A 3,117-nucleotide genomic window follows, 5' to 3' on the forward strand; every position below is an offset into this window, starting at 1 on the left:
GATCGGCCTCACCGGCAACCCGGGCCAGGCGAACTACGCGGCGGCGAAGGCGGGCATCATCGCGTTCTCCAAGTCGCTCGCGCGCGAGATCGGCTCGCGCGGGATCACCCTCAACCTCGTCGCGCCCGGGTTCATCGATACCGACATGACGCGTGCGTTGCCGGAGGAGCAGCGCAACGCGCTGCTCGGCCAGATCGCGCTCGGCCGCCTCGGCGCGGCTGAGGACATCGCCAAGGCGGTCGCGTTCCTCGCTTCGCCCGCGGCGTCGTTCATCACCGGCGAGACGGTCCACGTGCACGGCGGCATGTAGATGCCCTAACCGGCCGTTGAAAAAGGCGCTATCCAGCGCTTTTTCAACTCAGTGAGTCCGGCGCATGTCCGGACTCGCTTCCGCGATTCAACGACTTGCGTCGTCGACTCGCGAGCGATCCATCCCTGGATCGCGTTAGCAGGCTGTTTTTCAACAGCCTGCTAACGCTTGTTATTCAGCACCTTGGCCGCATCTTCGATGCCGCCGCCGAGGTTCGTTCGGCCCTCCCCGGCGCGGCTGGCGAGGGGGCAGGGCTTCCACTACAATGCCGCGGTTTACAGGGGCGCGCGCTGCCCGCCGTGGCGACGCGGCCTGCATGCGCCGCATGAATTCCGACCGGAGGTTTAGAAACACATGAGCACTATCGAAGAGCGCGTCAAGAAGATCGTGGTCGAGCAGCTCGGCGTGAAGGAGGACGAAGTCACCCCGAACGCGTCGTTCGTCGACGACCTCGGCGCCGACTCGCTGGATACGGTCGAGCTGGTGATGGCGCTGGAAGAAGAATTCGAGTGCGAAATTCCGGACGAGGAAGCCGAGAAGATCACGACCGTCCAGCAGGCGATCGACTACGTGAAGGCGCACGTCAAGGCCTGATCGATTCGCCAGCAGGCAACCCGAAGCTGCGCCCGACGGGCGCAGTTTTGTTTTTGACGAATGCGGCCAGGACGGCCGCTCTTGCTCGCGCGATCCGGGACGATCGCAAAGGTGGACTATGAAGCGTCGCGTCGTCGTCACCGGTCTCGGCATCGTCAGCCCCGTCGGCAACGATGTCGCCACCGCCTGGTCGAACATCACCGCCGGCAAGAGCGGCATCGGCCCGATCACCCATTTCGACGCATCGACGTTCCCGACCCGCATCGCCGGCGAGGTGCGCGACTTCGACCCGGCGCAGTTCGTCGCGGCGAAGGACGTCAAGAAGATGGACCCGTTCATCCACTACGGCATCGCCGCGTCCGTGCAGGCGCTCGCCGACGCCGGCCTGCACCCGCACGAGCACGACGAGGAACGCATCGGCGTCGCGGTCGGCGCGGGCATCGGCGGCATCGCGACGATCGAGAAGACCTCGATCACCTACCACGAGCAGGGCCAGCGCAAGATCTCGCCGTTCTTCGTGCCGAGCTCGATCATCAACATGGCGTCGGGCAACCTGTCGATCATGCTCGGCCTCAAGGGGCCGAACATCGCCTGCGTCACCGCATGCACGACCGCAACGCACAACATCGGCCTCGCCATGCGCATGATCCAGTACGGCGACGCCGACGTGATGATCGCGGGCGGCGCCGAGTATTCGACCGTCGGAACCGCGGTCGGCGGTTTCTGCTCGGCGCGCGCGCTGTCCACGCGCAACGACGAGCCGCACAAGGCGAGCCGTCCATGGGACAAGGACCGCGACGGTTTCGTGCTGTCCGACGGTGCGGGCGTGCTCGTCATCGAAGACTACGAACATGCGAAGAAGCGCGGCGCGCGCATCTACTGCGAGCTGGTCGGCTTCGGCATGAGCGGCGATGCGTACCACATGACCGCGCCGAGCGAGAACGGCGAGGGCGGCGGCCGCTGCATGGTCGCGGCGGTCAAGGATGCCGGCCTCAACCTCGGCGACGTGCAGTACATCAATGCGCACGGCACGTCGACGCCGGCCGGCGACGTCGCCGAAGTGCAGGGCATCAAGGGCGTGTTCGGCGACCACGCGGCGAAGCTCATGGTCAGTTCGACCAAGTCGATGACCGGCCACCTGCTCGGCGCCGCGGGCGGCGTCGAAGCGATCTTCTCGATCCTCGCGCTGCGCGACAACGTCGTGCCGCCGACGATCAACCTCGACGCGCCCGGCGAAGGCTGCGACCTCGACTTCGTCCCGCATACGGCGCGTGACGCGAAGCTCGACGTCGTGCTGTCCAACTCGTTCGGCTTCGGCGGCACCAACGGCACGCTCGTCTTCCGCCGCGCCTGAGTGCAAGTCTCCGAAAGCAGCGTCAAGCGCAAAGATCGAAACACGAAGCACACAGAGCACACGAAGAAGCAGATCCATCGTCTTTAGCGTGCTCGGTGTGCTCTGTGTGCTTCGTGTTTCAAGCTCGTGCTGCTGATTCCATATCCGAAGGCCATGACCCACGTCGTCAAGGAAATCGCCGGCGTGCGCGACCTGCTCGGCCTCGCCGCGGCTCGGCCGGGTCGCTATCCGGGTCTTCTCGAGAGCGCCGCGCGTGGCAGCGCGCGCGCGCGGCACGACATCTTGTTCGCGTTTCCCGAGCGTGAGCTGCGCCTCGCCGCTGGCATCGTGCGCGACGAGCATGGCGCATCGCATGGCGATCGGTTCCTCGATGCGCTCGACGACGCGTGGCGCGCGGAGCGTGTCGCGCGCAGTGACGACGGCCTGCCGTTCCACGGCGGCTGGCTGCTCTACCTCGGCTACGAACTCGCGGCCGAGATCGAGCCCTGCCTGCATCTTCCCGAACCGCGCGGAGCGGCGTTGCCGACCGCGCTCGCGTTGCGCTGCCCCGCGGCGATCATCGTCGACCACGAGCGTGCGCGGACCCTGCTCGTCGCGGAAACCGGGCGGGAGGCATTGCTCGGCGAGCTCGACGCCGACCTTGCCGCGGTCGCGAGCTTCGAGGGGTCGCTGCGCGGCCGCACGCAGATCGAAGAGGACGACCCCAAGGCCTTCCTCGACGGCGTTGCGCGCGTGCGTGAACACCTTCGTGACGGCGATGTGTTCCAGGTCAACCTGTCGCGCGCGTGGCGTGCGCGTTGTACGCCGGCGCCACGGCCAGTCGATGTCCATGCGGCGCTGCGGCGGGCCAATCCGGCGC

Annotated in this window: 3 protein-coding genes and 1 pseudogene; all 4 read left to right on the forward strand. The window is 66.9% G+C overall.

Annotation, left to right across the window (positions count from 1 at the left end):
• Positions 1–310 (forward strand): SDR family oxidoreductase (locus tag ACTHK2_RS03750; protein WP_440244357.1); only part of this gene is annotated, 310 nt, incomplete at its 5' end.
• A 354-nt stretch (positions 311–664) separates the two neighbouring features.
• Entirely contained in the window at positions 665–904 is a 240-nt protein-coding gene (gene acpP / locus ACTHK2_RS03755) for an acyl carrier protein (protein ID WP_132000193.1), read from the forward strand.
• Positions 905–1,022: 118 nt separating this feature from the next.
• Positions 1,023–2,258, forward strand: a complete 1,236-nt coding sequence (gene fabF / locus ACTHK2_RS03760; RefSeq protein ID WP_440244358.1) for a beta-ketoacyl-ACP synthase II — start codon at positions 1,023–1,025, stop codon at positions 2,256–2,258.
• A gap of 153 nt (positions 2,259–2,411) precedes the next feature.
• A pseudogene (locus tag ACTHK2_RS03765) lies at positions 2,412–3,117 on the forward strand (aminodeoxychorismate synthase component I); the annotation flags it as partial.

The sequence above is a fragment of the Dokdonella sp. genome (genome assembly GCF_051958935.1).
Lineage (GTDB): Bacteria > Pseudomonadota > Gammaproteobacteria > Xanthomonadales > Rhodanobacteraceae > Dokdonella_A.

Excerpts from the sequence above, each read along its gene's own strand:
- acpP (WP_132000193.1), top strand. The coding sequence starts at position 665 with ATGAGCACTATCGAAGAGCGCGTCAAGAAGATCGTGGTCGAGCAGCTC.
- fabF (WP_440244358.1), top strand. The coding sequence starts at position 1,023 with ATGAAGCGTCGCGTCGTCGTCACCGGTCTCGGCATCGTCAGCCCCGTC.